The following is a 17,943-nucleotide window of genomic DNA, read 5'->3' as shown; positions in this document are numbered from 1 at the left end:
CTGGTGGCGGTGCGCGAAGGCGCGGGTGGTGGTGGCGACGAAGGTCAGCGTGGCCGCGAACGCGGCGATGTGCGGCGCCATCACGCGACCTCCGCGAACAGCGCGCGCGGATCGCTGACCTGGCCGTTCACCGCGGCCCAGGCCGCGGTCAGCGGCGAGGCCAGCAGGGTGCGCGAACCCGGGCCCTGGCGGCCCTCGAAATTGCGGTTGCTGGTGCTCACCGCCAATTGCCCCGGCGCCACCAGGTCGCCGTTCATGGCGATGCACATCGAGCAGCCGGATTCGCGCCATTCCGCACCGGCCGCGCGTACCACCTCGTGGATGCCCTCGGCCTCGGCCTGGCGCTTGACGATTTCCGAGCCCGGCACCACCAGCATGCGCACGTGCGGCGCCACCTTGCGCCCGCGCAGCACCTGCGCCACTTCGCGCATGTCGCTGAGCCGGCCGTTGGTGCAGGAGCCGACGAACACCACGTCCACCGGCGTGCCGATCAGCGCGTGCCCGGCTTCCAGGTGCATGTAGTGCAGGCCCTTCTGCGCCGCCGGATCCTGCGCGGCCGGGATCGGCACGTCCACCGCGATCGCGGTGCCGGGGTGGGTGCCCCAGGTCAGGGTCGGGCGGATGTCGCGCGCGTCGATGCGCACCTCGGCGTCGAAGCGCGCGCCGGGATCGCTGCGCAGCTGCGACCAGCGCTGCACGGCGGCGTCGAAGTCGGCGCCCTTGGGGCCGCGCGGGGTGTTGGCGACCCAGTCGAAGGTGACCTGGTCCGGCGCGACCATGCCGGCGCGCGCGCCGGCCTCGATCGACATGTTGCACAGGGTCATGCGCTGCTCCATGTCCATCGCTTCGATGGTGGAGCCGCGGTATTCCAGCACGTGGCCGGTGCCGCCGTTGACCCCGATCACGCCGATGATGTGCAGGATCACGTCCTTGGCGCCCACTCCCGGCGCCAGCGGCCCGTCGACGGTGATCGCCATGGTCCTGGCCTTGCGCTGCAGCAGGCACTGGGTGGCCAGCACGTGGCCGACTTCGCTGGTGCCGATGCCGAACGCCAGCGCGCCGAACGCGCCATGCGTGGAGGTGTGGCTGTCGCCGCAGACGATGGTCATGCCGGGCTGGGTGAAGCCCTGTTCCGGCGCGATCACGTGGACGATGCCGCGGTTGTCCGAGCCCATGTCGAACAGTTCGATACCGTAGTCGGCGCAGTTGCGCGCGAGCATGTCCACCTGCGCCTCGGAGGCCGGGGTGTAGTACGGCAGCTTGCCGTCGGCGCCGCGCGGCAGGGTCGGCGTGGAATGGTCCATCGTCGCCTTGGTGCGGTCGGGCCGGCGCGGCGCCAGGCCGCGCGTCTTGAGTTCGGTGAACGCCTGCGGCGAGGTCACTTCGTGGATCAGATGCAGGTCGATGTACAGCACCGCCGGGGCGGCGGCGCTTTCGGGGACGACGACGTGCGCGTCCCACAGCTTGTCGTACAGGGTGCGGGGAGTAGCGGACATTGCGGAACTACCTGGCAGGAAAGCTGGGCGGGGAAGGGGAGCGAAGGCGAGCGTGCACGAGGACGATGACCGCGCTGTGGCCGCTCAGGCCAGCGCGTCGGCCGCGGCCGGCGCGCCCTGGCGCTGGCGCAGCACGCGGTTGGCCACGTCCAGCCAGGCCAGCGCACTGGCCTCGATGATGTCGCGGCTGGTGCCGGTGCCGTCGTACTCGACCTCGCCGTGGCGCACGCTGAGATTGGCCTCGCCGCGCGCGTCGGCGCCGATGCCGACGCTGTGTACCTGGTAGCTGTCCAGTACCAGCTGCACGCCGGTGGCGGCCGACAGTGCGGCGAACAGGGCGTCCACCGGGCCGTCGCCCTCGGCGCGCTCGCTGACCCGCTGGCCGTCCGGATCGGACAGCTCGACCTGCGCGCTGGCGCGCTGGCCGCGGTCGCTGACGGTCATCGACGACAGGCGGTAGCCCTGGCTCTCCGGCGCGTCCTGCATCATCGCCTGCAGGTCGGCGTCGTTGACCACGCGCTGCTGTTCGCACAGCGCCTTGAACGCGTCGAAGGCGATGTTCAGTTCGGCCTCGTCCAGCACGTAGCCGAGCGCACGCAGGCGCTGCTCGACCGCGGCGCGGCCGCTGTGGCGGCCCAGCACCATCTGCGAGGACTCCCAGCCCACGTCTTCCGGGCGCATGATCTCGTAGGTGCCGCGGTGGCGCAGCATGCCGTGCTGGTGGATGCCCGACTCGTGGGCGAAGGCGTTGCCGCCGACGATCGCCTTGTTGCGCTGCACCGGCATGCCGACCAGGCGCTGCAGCAACTGCGAGGTGGCGACGATGCGCGGGGTGTGGATCGCGGTGTCCAGTTCGTAGAACGCGTTGCGCACCTTCAGCGCCATCGCGATCTCTTCCAGCGCGCAGTTGCCGGCGCGCTCGCCGATGCCGTTGATGGCGCATTCCACCTGCCGCGCGCCGCCTTCCACCGCGGCCAGCGAGTTGGCCACGGCCAGGCCCAGGTCGTTGTGGCAGTGCGCGCTGAATACCACGCGGTCGGCGCCGGGGACGCTGGCGATGATCCGCGCGAACATGCCGCGGATCTCTTCCGGGGTGGTGAAGCCGACCGTGTCGGGCAGGTTGATGGTGGTGGCGCCGGCGGCGATCGCGACGCTGGCGACCTCGGCCAGGAAATCCTCCTCGGTGCGGGTGGCGTCCTCGGCCGAGAACTCCACGTCGTCCACGTACTGGCGCGCCAGCGCGACGTGCTTGCGCACCGACTCCAGCACCTGCTCGCGGGTCATGCGCAGCTTGTGCTCGCGGTGCAGCGGGCTGGTCGACAGGAACACGTGCAGGCGCGGATTGGCCGCCGCTTCCAGCGCCCGCGCCGAGGTCTCGATGTCGGCGGCCAGGCAGCGCGACAGCACCGCCAGGGTCGGGCCGCGCACTTCGCGGCCGATCAGCGCCATCGCCTCGCGGTCGGACTGCGAGCTGGCCGGGAAGCCGGTCTCGATGATGTCCACGCCCAGCTCGGCCAGGGCGCGCGCCATCACCAGCTTTTGCGGCGGGGTCATGCTGCAGCCGGGGGATTGCTCGCCGTCGCGCAGGGTGGTGTCGAAAATGCGGATGCGGGGGGTCTGGGAAGAAACGGAAGTGTTCACCAGATGGGTTCCTCTACGGCGGCGGTGGCTTGCGGATGGGGATGCGGGGACGCGGCGATGCGGGCAGGAGCGGGCGGGGCGGGACGTTGGCTACGAAGTCGCTCGGCGCTGCGGCGGCGCGGCTTGCGCGGCGGGCGCGGGCGCACCTCCGACAGCAGCGTCGCCAGCACGCCGGCGTCGATGTTGCCGCCGGACACCACCGCGCATTTGCGCTTGCCGGCGACGCGGCGCCCGGCCGCCAGGGCCAGCGCGCCGGCGCCCTCGGCGATGACGTGCTCCTCCAGCGCCAGGCGGACCAGCGTTTCGCGCAGTTCTGCCTCGCGCACGATCACCACGTCGTCGAGCAGGCTGGCGCACAGCCGGCGGGTGATGAACCCGGGGATTTTAACCTTGACGCCGTCGGCCAGGGTGGGCACCGGATCCACGGCGCGGACGTCGCCGCGGATCGCCCGCGCCATCGAGTCCACACCCTCGACCTGCGCGCCGACCACGCGCACGCCCTGCGAGCGCAGCGCCAGGGCCACGCCGGAGGCCAGGCCGCCGCCGCCGATCGGCACGATCACCACGTCCGGTGCGTGCGCGGCCAGCTCGATGCCGACCGTGCCCTGGCCGGCGATCACGTCCGGGTCGTCGAAGGCGGACAGGAAGCGGTAGCCGTTCTGCTCGGCCAGTTCGCGGGCGAAGGCGAAGGCCTCGTCGTAGCTGTTGCCGTGCTGGCGCACGGTGGCGCCCCAGTGCGCGACGCCGGCGATCTTGGTCTGCGGCGCGCCATGCGGCATCACCGTGATCGCCTGCACGCCCAGCCGGTGCGCGGCCCAGGCCACGCCCTGCGCATGGTTGCCGGCGGAGGCGCATATCACCGCGCGCTCGTCGCCGCGTTCCAGCCCGGCCAGCAGCGCATTAAGCGCGCCGCGGACCTTGTAGGAACCGGTGCGCTGCAGGTTTTCCAGTTTCAGCCAGACGCCGAAGCGCTCGGCGTAATGCACCGGCGTCGGCGGCAGATAGCGGCGCAGCCGCGCCTGCGCGGCCAGCACGTCGGCCACGCTGACGGCGACGTGGCCTACGTCCGGCTCCTGCGGGGCGGGGATGTTAGACATGCGCTCGGGACCCGCGGCCCGGGACCCGGGACCCGGGAAAAGCGGGTTCCCGGAGAAGCGACCTCCATGGAAGAAGACACCTCCGCGCAGTCCTGGCTTTCGCGCGTCTCGCGCTGCGCCTGACGCCCGCGGCGACCGCCACGGGTCCCGGGTTCCGGGCCGCGGGTCCCGACCGCCTCATACCACCCCATCCAGCGCGGTCACGCGCACCGATTCGCAGTCGTAGACCTTCTCCATCTGCAGGCGCAGGGTCTCGCCGGGGCGGTTGCCGTCCACCACCAGTTGCAGGTGCCAGCGGCCGGCGTCCTCGGCCACCGGTGCGCCGCTGATCGAGATCGGCGCGAAGCCGCGGCGTTCGGCCATGCCGATCGCGCGCAGCAGGGCGCCGTCGATCGGTTTCAGCACCAGGTCAAGCTGGTAACGCATGTGTCGTCTCCTGGCGCTGGGCAGCGGGATTGCTTTCCAGCATGGTGCTGTTGGCGGTATTCGGCGGCACCAGCGGCCACACGTTGGCGCGGGCGTCGATGGCCACGTGCAGCAGCGCCGGGCCCGGCTGCGCCAGCAGCTCGGCCAGCGCGTCGTCGACCTGGCCGCGCGCGGTGATGCGCTTGGCCGGGATGCCGAAGACCTGCGCCAGCGCGGCGAAATCCGGGTTGTCGGACAGGTCGATCTCGCTGTAGCGCTCGGCGAAGAACAGTTCCTGCCACTGCCGCACCATGCCCAGCGAGCTGTTGTCCAGCAGCACGATCTTCACCGGCAGCTTGCAGCGGGCGATGGTGACCAGCTCCTGCACGTTCATCATGAAGCTGCCGTCGCCGCTGACCAGCACCACGGTGCGGTCCGGGCAGGCGAACTGCGCGCCCATCGCCGCCGGCAGGCCGAAGCCCATGGTGCCCAGCGCGCCGCTGGTCAGGTGATTGCGCGGGTGGTTGAAGCGGCAGTGCTGGGCGACCCACATCTGGTGCTGGCCGACGTCGCAGGCGATCACGGTGTCGGCCGGGGCCAGTTCGCTCAGCCGCTTCAGCAGGCCGGGCGCATAGATGTCCTGCCCGGGCGCGTCGTAGCGCGCGCCGAACTTCTCGCGATGGCCGACGCAGCGGGCGTGCCAGGCCTCGCAGGTGCTGGTCGCCGCGGACAGCGCACGCAGCGCCTGCGCCACGTCGCCGGGCACGGCGATGTCGGCCTGGCGCAGCTTGGAGATCTCGCAGGCGTCGGCGTCCAGGTGGATGACCCGTGCGAACGGCGCGAACTCGGCCAGCTTGCCGGTGGCACGGTCGTCGAAGCGGGCGCCGACCACGATCAGCAGATCCGACTCCTGCACCGCCATGTTGGCGGCGCGGGTGCCGTGCATGCCGAGCATGCCCAGGTAATGCGGATGCGCGTGCGGCAACGCGCCCAGGCCGCGCAGGGTCAGCACGGTGGGGATGCGGGTGGCCTCGACGAACGCGCGGAACGCGTCCACCGCATCGCCCAGGGCGATGCCGCCGCCGCCGTAGATCACTGGCTTCTCGGCGCCGGCGATCGCCGCCAGCGCCTCGGCCAGCACCGCATCCTGCGGCGCCGGCGGGGTCGGCACCGCCGCCGGCACGTGCGCTGGCAGATGCGCGGCATCGGCCAGCTGCACGTCCTTGGGCAGGTCGATCAGCACCGGCCCCGGCCGCCCTTCGCGGGCGATGCGGAACGCGTCGCGCAGCACCTGCGGCAGGTCGTCCACGTGCCGCACCAGGAAGCTGTGCTTGACGATCGGCAGGGTCAGGCCGAACACGTCCAGCTCCTGGAACGCGTCGGTGCCCAGCAGCGGCGTGGCGACCTGCCCGGTCAGGCAGATCATCGGCACCGAGTCGAGCATCGCATCGGCGATGCCGGTGACCAGGTTGGATGCGCCCGGGCCGGATGTGGCGACGCACACGCCGACCCGGCCGCTGGCGCGGGCGTAGCCGTTGGCGGCCAGCGCCGCGCCCTGTTCGTGGCGGACCAGGATGTGCTTGAGCTGGCTGTCTACCAGCGCGTCGTAGAACGGCATGATGGTGCCGCCCGGATAGCCGAACAGCGTGTCCACGCCTTCGGCTTCCAGGGCCTGCGTCAGCCAGCGCGCGCCGTTGCGGGGCGTGCCGTGAGCGGAGGAGTTCATACGGTGGCGACCTTTCGGTGGAAGCGGGTGAGGGAGCCGCGGATTACGCGGCCTTGGTGCCGCCGGCGGCCGGTGCGGCAGCGGCGTCGCCGTTGAGCCACACCATCTTGGCGCGCAGCTGCTTGCCGACCGTTTCGATGGGGTGGTCCAGATCGGCCTGCTTGAACTTCTTGTAGTTCGGCAGGCCGGCGTCGTATTCGGCCACCCAGTTCTTGGTGAAGGTGCCGTTCTGGATGTCGGTCAGCACGTCGCGCATGCGCTCCTTGGTCGCCGCGTCGATCACCCGCGGGCCGCTGACGTAGTCGCCGTACTGCGCGGTCTCGGAGACGAACTCGAGCATGCGGGTGATGCCGCCTTCGTAGAACAGGTCGACGATCAGCTTCAGTTCGTGCAGCACTTCGTAGTAGGCGATTTCCGGCTGGTAGCCGGCTTCCACCAGCACTTCGAAGCCGGCCTGCACCAGCGACGAGGCGCCGCCGCACAGCACCGCCTGCTCGCCGAACAGATCGGTCTCGGTCTCTTCCTTGAAGGTGGTCTTGATCAGGTTGGCGCGCGCGCCGCCCAGGCCGGCGGCGTACTCCAACGCGAACTGCTCGGCCTTGCCGCTCTTGTCCTGGTACACCGCCCAGATGCACGGCACGCCGCGGCCGATCTCGTACTCGCGGCGCACCAGCGCGCCCGGGCCCTTCGGCGCGACCAGCACCACGTCCAGGTCGGCGCGCGGCTTGATCATGTCGAAGTGCACGTTCAGGCCATGCGCGAACAGCAGGCAGGCGCCCTGCTTCATGTTCGGCGCCAGCACCTCCTCGTACAGCTTCTTCTGCACCATGTCCGGGGTCAGCACCGCGACCAGGTCGGCGTCCTTGACCGCCTCGGCGGGGCTCTTCACCACGAAGCCGTCGGCCTGCGCCTTGGCTTCGGTCGGGCCGCCGGCACGCAGGCCGATGGTGACGTCGAAGCCGGACTCGCGCAGGTTCAGCGCGTGCGCGCGGCCCTGGCTGCCGTAACCGACGATGGCGATCTTGGTGGTGGGCTGGGCGGAACTGGTCATTGTGCGGATGTCCTTGAACGGTGTTGGAGTGGAGAGGGGTCTTGCATTCGTGGTCACTGAAACGAAAAACCCCGCGCCGTTGCCGGTGCGGGGTCTGATCGAATCCTGGCTGCTTGTCGCTTACACGCCGGTTCGTCCCGCACTTGTGGGCGAGGTAATAAGCACGAGTACGAGGAGCGACGCAGCAGCGTCCGCGCGCAACGCGGCGGGCTGGCGGGTCGACTTCGGGCGGGTGTGGCGCTGCAACATGCAGCGAGATAACCATGGGCTTTGCGCGACTGTCAACTGTGTTGCGGGCCTCCGCGGGCGAATGTGCCGAAAGCCGCGCCAGCACTGCATGGTTACGCATGAAACGGAGGCGCCGCAGGCGACGCATGGCGCCAATTGCGCGGAAATCCGGCCTTTGCGATGGCGCGATGTGAGCGCCTGCGCGGCGGTACCCGCCGCACTCGGGTACGGTGGGCGTCCCCTGTTCTCCGGAGAGCCGCGCATGTCCGTTTCGCTTCCTTCCCTGGCGCGCCTGGCGCTCGCGCTGGCACTGGCGACGTCGGTGCCGGCGCAGGCTGCCGACCGCATCACCGGCCAGCCGTTCGCCACGCGTTCGGAAGTGATCGCCCCGCACGCCATGGCCGCCACCTCGCAGCCGCTGGCCACGCAGATCGCACTGGAGACCATGCGTGAGGGCGGCTCGGCTGTGGATGCGGCGATCGCCGCCAACGCCGCGCTGGGGCTGATGGAGCCGACCGGCAACGGCGTCGGCGGCGACCTGTTCGCCATCGTCTGGGATCCGAAGACGCAGAAGCTGTACGGCTACAACGGCTCCGGCCGTTCGCCGAAGGCGCTGACCCTGGCCGAGTTCCAGCGCCGCGGGTTGAAGGAGATCCCGGCCACCGGTCCGCTGCCGGTCTCGGTGCCCGGTGCGGTCGACGGCTGGTTCGCGCTGCACGAACGTTTCGGGCGCAGGACGATGGCGCAGAACCTGGCGCCGGCGATCCGCTACGCCCGCGATGGCCATCCGGTGGCCGAGACCATCGCCTACTACTGGGATCGCTCGGTGCCGCGGCTGTCGCAGTACCCTGGCTTCAAGGAGCAGTTCACCATCGACGGCCACGCCCCGCGCAAGGGCGAGCTGTGGAAGAACCCGAACCTGGCCAACACCCTGCAGCAGATCGCCGACGGCGGCCGCGACGCGTTCTACAAGGGCCCGATCGCGCGCACCATCGATGCCTACTTCAAGGCCAACGGCGGCTTCTTGCGCTACGAGGATCTGGCCAGCCACCACGGCGAATGGGTCGAGCCGGTGTCCACCAACTACCGCGGCTACGACGTGTGGGAACTGCCGCCCAACAGCCAGGGCATCGCCGCGCTGCAGATGCTCAACATCCTGGAAGGCTACGACTTCTCCAAGATCCCGTTCGGCTCGGCCGAGCACGTGCACCTGTTCACCGAAGCGAAGAAGCTGGCCTTCGCCGATCGTGCGCGCTTCTACGCCGACCCGGCGTTCCAGCCGGCGCCGCTGGCGCGGCTGATCTCCAAGGACTACGCCGCGCAGCGGCGCGCGCTGATCTCGATGGACCGCGCGCTGAAGGAAGTGCAGCCGGGCACGCCGAAGCAATTGGAAGAGGGCGACACCATCTACCTGACCGTCGCCGATGCCGACGGCATGATGGTGTCGCTGATCCAGTCCAACTACCGCGGCATGGGCAGCGGCATGGCGCCGCCGGGGCTGGGCTTCATCCTGCAGGACCGCGGCGAGATGTTCGTGCTGCAGAAGGACCATCCCAACGGCTACGCGCCGGGCAAGCGTCCGTTCCAGACCATCATCCCCGCGTTCGTGACCAAGGACGGCAAGCCGTGGCTGAGCTTCGGCGTGATGGGCGGGGCGATGCAGCCGCAGGGCCACGTGCAGATCCTGATGAACCTGATCGACTTCCACATGAACCTGCAGGAGGCCGGCGACGCACCGCGGATCCAGCACGACGGCTCCACCGAGCCGACCGGGCAGGCCACCGCGATGCGCGACGGCGGCGAGCTGAACCTGGAAACCGGCTTCGCCTACGACACCATCCGCGAACTGATGCGCAAGGGTCATCGGGTGATCTTCGCCGACGGGCCATACGGCGGTTACCAGGCGATCGCGCGCGATCCGGACAGCGGCGTGTACTACGGCGCTTCGGAAAGCCGCAAGGACGGGCAGGCCGCCGGTTACTGAGGCCGGCCGCGCGCGGGGGCGTTCATTCCTGTGCGCGGGGCGCCGCCGCGTCTGCGTCGTCCCGCGCCGCCTGTTCGCGCGCGATCCAGGCCTCGATCATGTGCCGGGCGCGTTGCGCCTGGCGGCGTTGGCGGTTGGACTCGGCATCGAGCACGCGGTACAGCGACACGATCACCAGCACCATCAGCAAGGCGAACGGCAGCGCCGCGATGGTGATCACGCCCTGCAGCGCATCCAGGCCGCCGGCCAGCAACAGCACCGCGGCGATCAGCGCCACCGCCACGCCCCACACCAGCTTGCGCGCCAGCGGCGGGTCGCCGGCCTCGTCGGTGGACATGCTGGCCAGCACCAGCACCGCCGAATCGGCGGAACTGACGAAGAAGATCAGCAGCAGCAACAACGCCACGCTCGACAGCAGCAGCGACCCCGGCAGGCTGTCGAACAGGGTGAACAGCACCGTCTCGTAGCCGTTGTGCAGCGCCTGCAGCATGTCCACGTGGCCGAACAGCTGCGACCACAGCGCGGTGCCGCCGAACACCGAGAACCACAGGAAGCCGAGCAGGGTCGGCGCCAGCACCACGCCGACGACGAATTCGCGCACGCTTCGGCCGCGCGACACGCGGGCGATGAACGCGCCGACGAACGGCGCCCAGGCGATCCACCAGGCCCAGTAGAAGATGGTCCAGTCGGCGACCCAGCGGTCGCCGGAGAACGGCGACATGCGCAGGCTCATCGTCACCAGCTGATTGAGGTAGGCGCCCAGCGTGGTGGTGAAGGTGTCGAAGATGAAGCCGGTGGGGCCGAGCACCAGCACCGCGGCCAGCAGCAGTGCCGCCAGCGCCAGGTTGATGTTGGACAGCCACTTGATGCCGCGTTCCACACCGGTGCTGGTGGACAGCATGTACAGCACGAAGGCCACGCCGATCACCGTCAACTGCAACGGTACCCCGGCGTGCACGCCGAACACGCGCTGCACGCCGGCGGCGATCTGGATGGTGCCGAAACCCAGCGTGGTCGCCACGCCGACCGCGGTGGCGACCACCGCGGCGATGTTCACGCACTGCCCGATCCAGCCGCGGTGATGGCGGCCGATGACCGGCTGCAGGATGTCGCTGATCAGCCCGCGGCCGTTGCGGTTGTACTGGAACCAGGCCATCGCCAGCCCGATCAGCGCATACACCGCCCAGGGATGCAGGCCCCAGTGGAAGAAGGCGTAGCGCATCGATGCGCGTGCCGCCTGCATGCTCTCCGGCGCCAGCCCTTCCGGCGGCTTGAGGAAATGCGAGATCGGCTCGGCCGCACCCCAGAACACCAGGCCGATGCCCATGCCGGCGGCGAACAACATCGACAGCCAGCTCCCGCGCGAGAAATCCGGCTCGGCGTCTTCGCCGCCGATGCGCAGGTTGCCGAAGCGACCGAACGCCAGGTACAGCAGGAAGCTCAGGGTCAGGAACACGATCAGCAGGTACAGCCAGCCGGCACTGCGGATCACGTCGGTCAGCGCGGTCTGCACCACGTCATTGAAGGGGCCGGGGGCAACGCCGGCGATCAGGACCAGCAGCGCCACCAAGGCGATGGAAATGCGGAACACCATGGGGGCGTGTCTCCAGTCGTGGAACGGATGAGAGGCGCTACGGCCGTCAGACCGACCCACGGCAAACGGGCGGGGAGACGACGCAGCGGGTCTGCACCGGCGTCGCGTCGCGCCCATGGCGTGTGGCCTGCCGCATCGCAGTGCCGGTGCACTGCACGGTCGCGCCACATCGAACGTTTGGCGCCAAATCCAGGAGCGGTCGGGCGTTGCGATGGCCCCATGTTCGCGAAGACGACGTCATGGTCGTGTCGTCGGCAGGTCTGCCGATGCGCATCCCTTGCATGATGGTGATCCCGGTTGGAGCGTGTGTCGCTGCGAGGGCGCGGCAGGAGCCGATACCATGGCCGCAGCACTGAGGAAGACGCCGATGGCCTTGTTCTCACGCAGTCCCGATGCCGACGCCGCGCCCATTGCCGGTTTGCCGGATGCCCCGATCGCGCTGTTGCGGCTGGAGCCCGACGGTCGCGTGAGTGCCGCCAACCGTGCCGCCCTGGACCTGCTGGGCGTCCCGGCCGAAACGCTGCTCGGCGCTGCCAGCGAGGCGGTCTGGGGCTTGCCGCTGTCCGCCCTGGTCGACAGCGAAGGCAGTTGGCAGGCGCCGGGGGGCGATCCCGCGCGCCGCGTGCGCTACCAGCGCGACCGCGATCGTGGCGGCCAAGGCTGGCTGCTGTCGCTGCCGCATCCGGAAACCGCGGCACTGTTGCGCGACGTCGCGCTGCTCGCCGAGGGCCAGCCGCAGGGTGCGACCAGCCCGGCGCTGCAGGCGCTGGCGCAGCGGATCCAGGAGGGGGTGGTGGCGCAGACGCTGCTGGATCGGGTCGGCGAGCGGCTGACCGGCTGCGATCTGGATCTGGGGCTGCACACGCCGCTGTCGGCGCAGGAGGCCGAGGCGATGCCGGGACGGCGCCTGTCGGCCGGCTTCGGCAACCTGGCCGAGGCGATCCGCCAGGCGGTGGCGCTGTCGTTGCAGATCGCCGCCGACGTGCCGCACGTGGTCGCCAAGAACGACGAACTGGCGCGGCAGTCCCAGACCCAACTGGAGGCGCTGCAGACCGTGCTGGGCACCACCCGGCAGTTGCTGCAGAGCCTGCACGAGATGGACCGCGACCTGCGCGCGGTGATCGCGGTGGCGGCCAGCGCAGACGACAGCGCCCGCCAGGGTGTGGAGGCGGCGCGCATCCTCGGCCAGGCGATGCAGGAGGTGGCGCGGCGTTCGGCACGCGCCAACCAGGTCATCGAGGTGATCGATGCGGTCGCATTCCAGACCAACATCCTCTCGATCAACGCCAGCATCGAAGCGGTGCATGCCGGCCCGGCCGGGCGCGGTTTCGCGGTGGTCGCCACCGAAATCCGGCAACTCGCCGAGCGCGCCGCCACCGCGGCACGCGACGTGCGCAGCATCATCGGCGAGACCGGCGCCGCCCTGCAGGACAGCGCGGCCTCGGCGCAGCGCACCGAGCAGGTGCTGGGCGGCATCGGCGCGTTGCTCGGCCGCGCCAGTGCGGCGATGGAGGCGGTGGCCGGCCGCATCGCCACGCAGAGCGGAGAGATCGGTGGCATCGACCGTGCCATCGAGCACGTGGTCGGGCTCAGCCGCAGCAATCTGCAGCACGCCGCGCAGGTGGTGCAGCGCAGCGCCGACCTGGCCGCGGGCAGCGACACCCTGCACGACTGCGTGAACCTGTTCCGGCTGCCCGCCGATCCGATGCGCCAGCCACGGCATGCGCGCGTGCGCGATCTGGCCCAGGCCGCTGCGGTCAGCGTCGGCCAGGCCTTCGAGGCAGCGCTGATACGCGGGCGCATCGGCGAGGAGGCGCTGTTCTCCACCGAGTACGTGCCGATCCCCGGCATCGACCCGCCCAAGTACCGCACCGCATTCGATGCGTTGTGCGACGAGCTGCTGCCGCCGCTGCAGGAGCCGCTGCTGGCCGCGCATCCGTGGATCGTGTTCGCGATCTGCGCGAACGTCGACGGTTACGTGCCGACCCACAATCTGCGCTTCAGCCAGCCGCTCAGTGGCGACCGCGCGCGCGACCTGGTCGGCAACCGCAGCAAGCGCATCTTCGCCGACCGGGTCGGCCGCAATGTCGGCCGCCACACCGAGCCCTATCTGCTGCAGGTGTATCGGCGCGATACCGGGCAGATCCTGTTCGACCTGTCGGTGCCGGTGCATGTCCGCGGGCGCCACTGGGGCGGCTTGCGCGTGGCCTACATGCTGGAATGAGCCGGCGCGCGCGTTGGCAAAAAAAATGCCGCCGGCAGTGCCGGCGGCGATGAGAGAGAGCTCTGATTCTTGTGCGCGCAGGCTAGGCGGGCCACGTGGCCGCGGTTTGTCGCCGGCGCCGCCGCGTGTGGCGGCGCTGACACATGCGCGCGGCGGCTGTGCCGGCGTTCAGCCGCATCGGTTGGCGGCGAGCGGCGGAAACGGGTCTAATAGCCGTAGAAGCGGGGGTACCGTCGGCGCAGGCCGCGGTTGAGACAGTCCCTTCGAACCTGATCCGGTTGATACCGGCGTAGGGAAGCTTCGCAAGTCCGCTGCGGGCGCGTGCGCGTCCGGGGCGGGCCCGCGCCGCCGCTTCGTCCGAGATGCGAGTCCGCTCGCACCCGTCCCGCTTCCCCTGCGGGTCACTTGAACCAGGACGAACGCCGATGAACGCCGTACCCAATCCGCTGCAGCAGCAGACCGACACCTTGTCCGCGGCGGTGACCCGCCCGATCCCCGGTTCGCGCAAGATCTTCGTGCCGGGCTCGCGCGCCGATCTGCAGGTGCCGATGCGCGAGATCGCGCTGACCCGCACGCCCACCGTGTTCGGCGGCGAGGAAAATGCCCCGATCACCGTCTACGACACGTCCGGGCCGTACACCGACCCGCAGGCGCGGATCGATCTCGGCGCCGGCCTGGCGCCGCTGCGCGCCGCCTGGATCGCCGAGCGCGGCGACAGCGTGGCGCTGGCCGGGCTCAGTTCGCAGTTCGGGCGCGCGCGCGAGGACGATGCGCGCCTGCAGGCGGTGCGCTTCCCGGCACGGCGTCTGCCGCGACGCGCCCGCGACGGCGCCAACGTCACCCAGATGCACTACGCACGGCGCGGCATCGTCACCCCGGAAATGGAGTTCGTGGCGATTCGGGAGAACCAGCGCCTGCAGGATCTGCGCGATGCGCAACTGCGCGCGCAGCATCCCGGCGAAGCGTTCGGTGCCGCCATCCCGCGGCAGATCACGCCCGAGTTCGTGCGCGACGAGATCGCCCGCGGACGCGCCATCCTGCCGTGCAACATCAACCATCCGGAAAGCGAGCCGATGATCATCGGCCGCAACTTCCTGACCAAGATCAACGCCAACATCGGCAACAGCGCGGTCAGTTCCGGCATCGCCGAGGAAGTGGAAAAACTGGTGTGGGCGATCCGCTGGGGCGGGGACACGGTGATGGACCTGTCCACCGGCAAGCACATCCACGAGACCCGCGAATGGATCGTGCGCAACTCGCCGGTGCCGATCGGCACCGTGCCGATCTACCAGGCGCTGGAGAAGGTGGATGGCCGCGCCGAGGAACTGACCTGGGAGATCTTCCGCGACACCCTGATCGAGCAGGCCGAACAGGGCGTGGACTACTTCACCATCCATGCCGGCGTGCTGCTGCGCTACGTCCCGCTGACCGCCAAGCGCGTCACCGGCATCGTCTCGCGCGGCGGCTCGATCCTGGCCAAGTGGTGCCTGGCGCATCATCGCGAGAACTTCCTCTACACCCACTTCGAGGACATCTGCGAGATCATGAAGGCCTACGACGTGGCCTTTTCGCTCGGCGACGGCTTGCGCCCGGGTTGCATCGCCGACGCCAACGACGCCGCCCAGTTCGGCGAACTGGAAACGCTGGGCGAACTGACCAGGCTCGCCTGGAAGCACGACGTGCAGACCATGATCGAGGGCCCCGGCCACGTGCCGATGCAATTGATCAAGGAGAACATGGACAAGCAACTGCGCGAGTGCGGCGAGGCGCCGTTCTACACGCTGGGGCCGCTGACCACCGACATCGCGCCCGGCTACGACCACATCACCTCGGCGATCGGTGCGGCGATGATCGGCTGGTTCGGCACCGCGATGCTGTGCTACGTCACGCCCAAGGAGCATCTGGGCCTGCCCAACCGCGCCGACGTGCGCGACGGCATCATGGCCTACAAGATCGCCGCGCACGCCGCGGACTTGGCCAAGGGCCATCCCGGCGCGCAGGTGCGCGACAACGCCTTGTCCAAGGCGCGCTTCGAGTTCCGCTGGGACGACCAGTTCCATCTCGGCCTGGATCCGGAGAAGGCGCGCGAGTTCCACGACGAGACCCTGCCCAAGGACGCGCACAAGCTGGCGCATTTCTGTTCGATGTGCGGACCGCACTTCTGTTCGATGAAGATCACCCAGGACGTGCGCGACTACGCGGCCGAGCACGGGGTCGATGCGGAAGCGGCGCTGCAGGCCGGCATGGCCGAGAAGTCGGCGCAGTTCCTGGCGGCTGGCGCGCAGGTGTACCGCGCCGAGTGAGCGCACGGCGGTCGGCGCCGCAGGGCGCCGCCGCCACTGCCGACATGGACCTGGCCGTGCGTGTGTGTGCGGCGTGCGCCGCGATCATGACGACGGCGTCATCCACACGCGCGTCTATGATGCGCGCTGGGTCGCCACAGGGAATGTCTCATGCTGCGCTATGCGTTCGCGCTGCGTCGCCATCCGTCCGCGCTGTTGCTCGCAGTGCAACTGCTGGGCGTGCTGCTGTATCCCTGGATGGAGGACACCGCGGCCGGGCGCGCGCTGTTCGGCGCCTTCGGCATCGTGGTGCTGGCGCTGGCGTTGTGGGTGGTCAACCGCGGACCCTCGGCGCTGTGGATCGCCTGTTGCCTGGCGCTGCCGTCGGTGGCGCTGTCGATCGCCGCGGCGCTGCTCGGCAATCCGGCGATGACCGCCTGGGCGCAATTGCTGGAAAGCCTGCTGTACTTCTATACCGCCGGCAGCCTGATCGCCTACATGCTGCAGGACCACGTGGTCACCCGCGACGAGCTCTATGCGGCCGGCGCCACCTTCACGCTGCTGGCCTGGGCCTTCGCGTTCGTCTTCGCGGTGTGCCAGCAATGGCTGCCGGGCAGCTTCACCGCGGCCGTGGACGCGGCCTCGCCGCGGACCTGGATGGAATTGCTGTATCTGAGCTTCAGCGTGCTCTCGGGCGTGGGCCTGAGCGATGTCGTGCCGGTGCAGCCGTTCGCCCGCGCGCTGGTGATGATCGAACAGTTCGCCGGCGTGATGTACATCGCCTTGGTGGTGTCGCGACTGATTGGGCTCAGCGTCACACGCCACATGAAGACGTGAACGTGGCGTAAAAAAAGCGCGCCCAGGGGCGCGCAGTCATGGAGCGATTATGTGAATTTCGTCGGCGGAGAGAGAGCCTGAATGCGTCGTCGCGGTTGGCGGCGGCGATGACTAGAGTAGAATTGAGTGACAAGCCGCGCTTGGCGGCATCCGCTGCCTCGTTTTGCCGAGTTTGCTCGTTGGCCTCTGTCGCGGGGCCACGCGTGGCCGCGCAGCCGCCGCATTCGCGGCACCTTCCTCACGGCGTTCTTCGTTGTCCAACATGGTTTCCTCATCGTCCGCCACATCGACGCTTCCGCAACGGATGCAGGTCGGCGATTGCCTGGTGCTGCTGTCCTTGCGGGAAGTGCATGCGCCGCGCGCGCGCCGGCCGCAACGGCTCACGCCCAAGGCGATGGGCGTGCTGCGGGTGTTGCTGGGGCAGCCGGGTCAGGTGGTGGAGCGCGAGGCGCTGTTGGCGCAGGTCTGGCCGGACACGCAGCCGACCAACGATGTGGTGACGCAGGCCATCACCCAGTTGCGCAAGGCGTTCGCGGCCGGCGTGCGCGGCGAGGCGCCGGTGTACATCGAGACCCTGGCCAAGACCGGCTACCGCCTGGTGGCACCGGTACAGGCCTTGCCGGATGTCGAGGCCGAGGAGACGGCTGCGGCGCGCGTTCCGGCCATCGCCCCTGCGGCGCGGCGGCGCGCGCCGTCATGGCTCGCCGCTGCCGCCGGTGCGGCGTCGATGCTGGTGCTGGCGCTGGCCTGCTGGTGGTGGTTCGCGCGCCCCGAGGCCGTGCCCGCCGACAGCGCCGAGCAGGAACGCGTGCTGGGCAGCCCCAAGCGGCCGTACCGGCTGATCACCGCCATGTCCGGGTTCAAGCTGGAGCCGGCGCTGTCTCCGGATGGCGCGCAGGTGGCCTATGCCGCACGCGCCACCGGCAGCGATGGCACCCAGCTGCTCATCCAGCCGACCAGCGGCGCTGCCGGCAGTACGCCCCCGCGCTCGCTGGGCGTCCCGGCCCGCGGCGCCTCCGACCGCCTGCCCGCCTGGTCGCCCGACGGCACGCACATCGCCTTCGCCCGACTCGGTGCCGACCGCCAGTGCCGGGTGATGCTGGTGCAGGCCGACGGGCGCACGCCCGCGCGCGAGGTCGCGCGCTGCGACGACAGCGAATTGCTCAGCTTCGACTGGACGCCGGATGGCCGCGGCCTGGTGTTCGGCAGCATGAACGGGCGTCAGCCGGCACGCGGCATCCGCGTGCTGGATCTGGGCAGCGGGCGCTGGACGGCGCTGGATTATCCGGTCGCCGCCGGCGATTTCGATTACGCGCCGCGCTACTCGCCGGACGGCAAATGGATCGCCTTCGTGCGCAATCCGCAGATGGGCGGGCTG

12 protein-coding genes and 1 riboswitch are annotated in these 17,943 nt (G+C 70.0%); of the genes, 5 read left to right on the top strand and 7 right to left on the bottom strand.

Features of this window, described 5'->3' with window-relative positions; genetic code table 11:
• Positions 1–80: 80 nt before the first annotated feature.
• From leuC to ilvC, 6 genes are all read right to left on the bottom strand, one after another.
• Positions 81–1,496, bottom strand: coding sequence for a 3-isopropylmalate dehydratase large subunit (leuC, locus tag D183_RS0119705; protein WP_017910522.1), 1,416 nt, complete (start codon positions 1,494–1,496; stop codon positions 81–83).
• 84 nt (positions 1,497–1,580) lie between these two features.
• A complete protein-coding gene (locus D183_RS0119700; protein WP_026144683.1) occupies positions 1,581–3,137 on the bottom strand; it encodes a 2-isopropylmalate synthase in 1,557 nt (518 codons plus the stop codon).
• Positions 3,134–4,234: a threonine dehydratase gene (locus tag D183_RS0119695; protein ID WP_017910520.1), complete on the bottom strand. Its 1,101-nt coding sequence runs from the start codon at positions 4,232–4,234 to the stop codon at positions 3,134–3,136. The genes D183_RS0119700 and D183_RS0119695 overlap by 4 nt, the downstream gene beginning before the upstream one ends.
• Before the next feature lie 177 nt (positions 4,235–4,411).
• Complete coding sequence (locus D183_RS0119690; RefSeq protein WP_017910519.1) at positions 4,412–4,660, bottom strand: ACT domain-containing protein; 249 nt, start codon at positions 4,658–4,660, stop codon at positions 4,412–4,414.
• The gene (gene ilvG, locus D183_RS0119685; RefSeq protein WP_017910518.1) at positions 4,644–6,365 is read right to left on the bottom strand and encodes an acetolactate synthase 2 catalytic subunit; all 1,722 of its coding nucleotides are present in this window, start codon (positions 6,363–6,365) and stop codon (positions 4,644–4,646) included. Before ilvG ends, D183_RS0119690 begins: the two co-directional genes overlap by 17 nt.
• A 43-nt stretch (positions 6,366–6,408) precedes the next feature.
• A complete protein-coding gene (ilvC, locus tag D183_RS0119680; RefSeq protein ID WP_010343386.1) occupies positions 6,409–7,416 on the bottom strand; it encodes a ketol-acid reductoisomerase in 1,008 nt (335 codons plus the stop codon).
• A 490-nt stretch (positions 7,417–7,906) separates the two neighbouring features.
• On the opposite strand from ilvC, the gene ggt reads away from it, so the two are divergent.
• Positions 7,907–9,628 carry a gamma-glutamyltransferase gene (gene ggt / locus D183_RS0119675; RefSeq protein ID WP_017910517.1) on the top strand — a complete coding sequence of 574 codons (1,722 nt, stop codon included), beginning with the start codon at positions 7,907–7,909 and terminating at the stop codon, positions 9,626–9,628.
• 22 nt (positions 9,629–9,650) lie between these two features.
• On the opposite strand, the gene D183_RS0119670 is transcribed toward ggt, so the two are convergent.
• Positions 9,651–11,222, bottom strand: coding sequence for a BCCT family transporter (locus tag D183_RS0119670; RefSeq protein ID WP_017910516.1), 1,572 nt, complete (start codon positions 11,220–11,222; stop codon positions 9,651–9,653).
• A gap of 367 nt (positions 11,223–11,589) precedes the next feature.
• On the opposite strand from D183_RS0119670, the gene D183_RS0119665 reads away from it, so the two are divergent.
• From D183_RS0119665 to D183_RS25340, 4 genes are all read left to right on the top strand, one after another.
• On the top strand, positions 11,590–13,446 hold the full coding sequence (locus D183_RS0119665) for a methyl-accepting chemotaxis protein (RefSeq protein ID WP_017910515.1): 1,857 nt from the start codon (positions 11,590–11,592) through the stop codon (positions 13,444–13,446).
• Positions 13,447–13,659: 213 nt separating this feature from the next.
• Positions 13,660–13,760, top strand: a riboswitch (TPP riboswitch).
• Between the two features lie 111 nt (positions 13,761–13,871).
• A complete protein-coding gene (thiC, locus tag D183_RS0119660) occupies positions 13,872–15,749 on the top strand; it encodes a phosphomethylpyrimidine synthase ThiC (RefSeq protein ID WP_017910514.1) in 1,878 nt (625 codons plus the stop codon).
• 150 nt (positions 15,750–15,899) lie between these two features.
• On the top strand, positions 15,900–16,565 hold the full coding sequence (locus tag D183_RS0119655; RefSeq protein ID WP_017910513.1) for an ion channel: 666 nt from the start codon (positions 15,900–15,902) through the stop codon (positions 16,563–16,565).
• Between the two features lie 304 nt (positions 16,566–16,869).
• On the top strand, positions 16,870–17,943 hold a 1,074-nt coding region (locus D183_RS25340; protein ID WP_017910512.1), incomplete at its 3' end, for a winged helix-turn-helix domain-containing protein.

The organism is Xanthomonas sp. SHU 199 (assembly GCF_000364665.1).
GTDB lineage: Bacteria > Pseudomonadota > Gammaproteobacteria > Xanthomonadales > Xanthomonadaceae > Xanthomonas_A > Xanthomonas_A sontii.
The sequence above is the reverse complement of the archived record's forward strand: the minus strand, read 5'-3'. Positions and strand labels throughout refer to the sequence as shown.

What these genes read in the sequence shown, in the direction of transcription:
- leuC (WP_017910522.1), bottom strand. Translation starts at nt 1,496, where the DNA reads ATGTCCGCTACTCCCCGCACCCTGTACGACAAGCTGTGGGACGCGCAC.
- ilvG (WP_017910518.1), bottom strand. Translation starts at nt 6,365, where the DNA reads ATGAACTCCTCCGCTCACGGCACGCCCCGCAACGGCGCGCGCTGGCTG.
- D183_RS0119670 (WP_017910516.1), bottom strand. Translation starts at nt 11,222, where the DNA reads ATGGTGTTCCGCATTTCCATCGCCTTGGTGGCGCTGCTGGTCCTGATC.
- ggt (WP_017910517.1), top strand. Translation starts at nt 7,907, where the DNA reads ATGTCCGTTTCGCTTCCTTCCCTGGCGCGCCTGGCGCTCGCGCTGGCA.
- thiC (WP_017910514.1), top strand. Translation starts at nt 13,872, where the DNA reads ATGAACGCCGTACCCAATCCGCTGCAGCAGCAGACCGACACCTTGTCC.
- ilvC (WP_010343386.1), bottom strand. Translation starts at nt 7,416, where the DNA reads ATGACCAGTTCCGCCCAGCCCACCACCAAGATCGCCATCGTCGGTTAC.
- D183_RS0119665 (WP_017910515.1), top strand. Translation starts at nt 11,590, where the DNA reads ATGGCCTTGTTCTCACGCAGTCCCGATGCCGACGCCGCGCCCATTGCC.
- D183_RS0119695 (WP_017910520.1), bottom strand. Translation starts at nt 4,234, where the DNA reads ATGTCTAACATCCCCGCCCCGCAGGAGCCGGACGTAGGCCACGTCGCC.
- D183_RS0119690 (WP_017910519.1), bottom strand. Translation starts at nt 4,660, where the DNA reads ATGCGTTACCAGCTTGACCTGGTGCTGAAACCGATCGACGGCGCCCTG.
- D183_RS0119655 (WP_017910513.1), top strand. Translation starts at nt 15,900, where the DNA reads ATGCTGCGCTATGCGTTCGCGCTGCGTCGCCATCCGTCCGCGCTGTTG.